The organism is Micromonospora sp. LOL_023 (assembly GCF_048060115.1).
Lineage (GTDB): Bacteria > Actinomycetota > Actinomycetes > Mycobacteriales > Micromonosporaceae > Micromonospora_E.
This window is the reverse complement of sequence record NZ_JBHMIM010000189.1, coordinates 1-582: the sequence shown is the minus strand read 5'-3', so window position 1 is coordinate 582 and position 582 is coordinate 1. Positions and strand designations below refer to the sequence as shown.

1 protein-coding gene is annotated in these 582 nt (G+C 67.9%); it reads right to left on the bottom strand.

The genetic code is table 11. The features are described from left to right. Positions 1-582, bottom strand: a 582-nt coding sequence (locus ACFHVL_RS31415) for an IS3 family transposase (RefSeq protein WP_416632252.1), incomplete at both ends; no start/stop codon positions are given.

Below are 582 nucleotides of genomic sequence, written 5' to 3'. Positions count from 1 at the left end.
GTTGCTGCCCCGGTCCGAATGAAAGATGGCGTTCTTCCTGAGTTCGCGATTCCGGGCGGCGTTACGGATGGCGCGGGAGATCAACGGCGTCTGGTAGTGGTCGTCCATCGCGTATCCGATGACTTCCTTCGTGCAGCAGTCGATGACGGTCGCCAGATACAGCCACCCCTCGCCGGTCGGGATGTACGTGATGTCGCCGACGAGCTTCTCGCCAGGCGCGTCGGCGGTGAACTCCCGGCCGACGAGGTCAGGCACCGTGCCGGACGACGACTGGGTGAGACCCCACCGCCTCGGGCGGGGCTGGCACGGCACGAGCCCGAGCTCGCGCATCAGCTGGCGGACGAGTTCCGGCCCGGCGGACACGCCCTGGCGCCGCAGTTGCGCGTGGACACGTCGATGCCCGTAGGTGCCGTCGGACGCGGCGAACGCCTCCTCGATGGCCGATCGAAGGTGGGCGCGGCGGGTGGCGGTCGCGGAGTCGGGGCGGGTTCGCCATTCGTAGTATCCGGACCTGGACACGCCGAGTTGTTCGCACATGAAGTCGACGGGGTAGGCGTACTTCGCGGTGTCGAGTCGCATCGT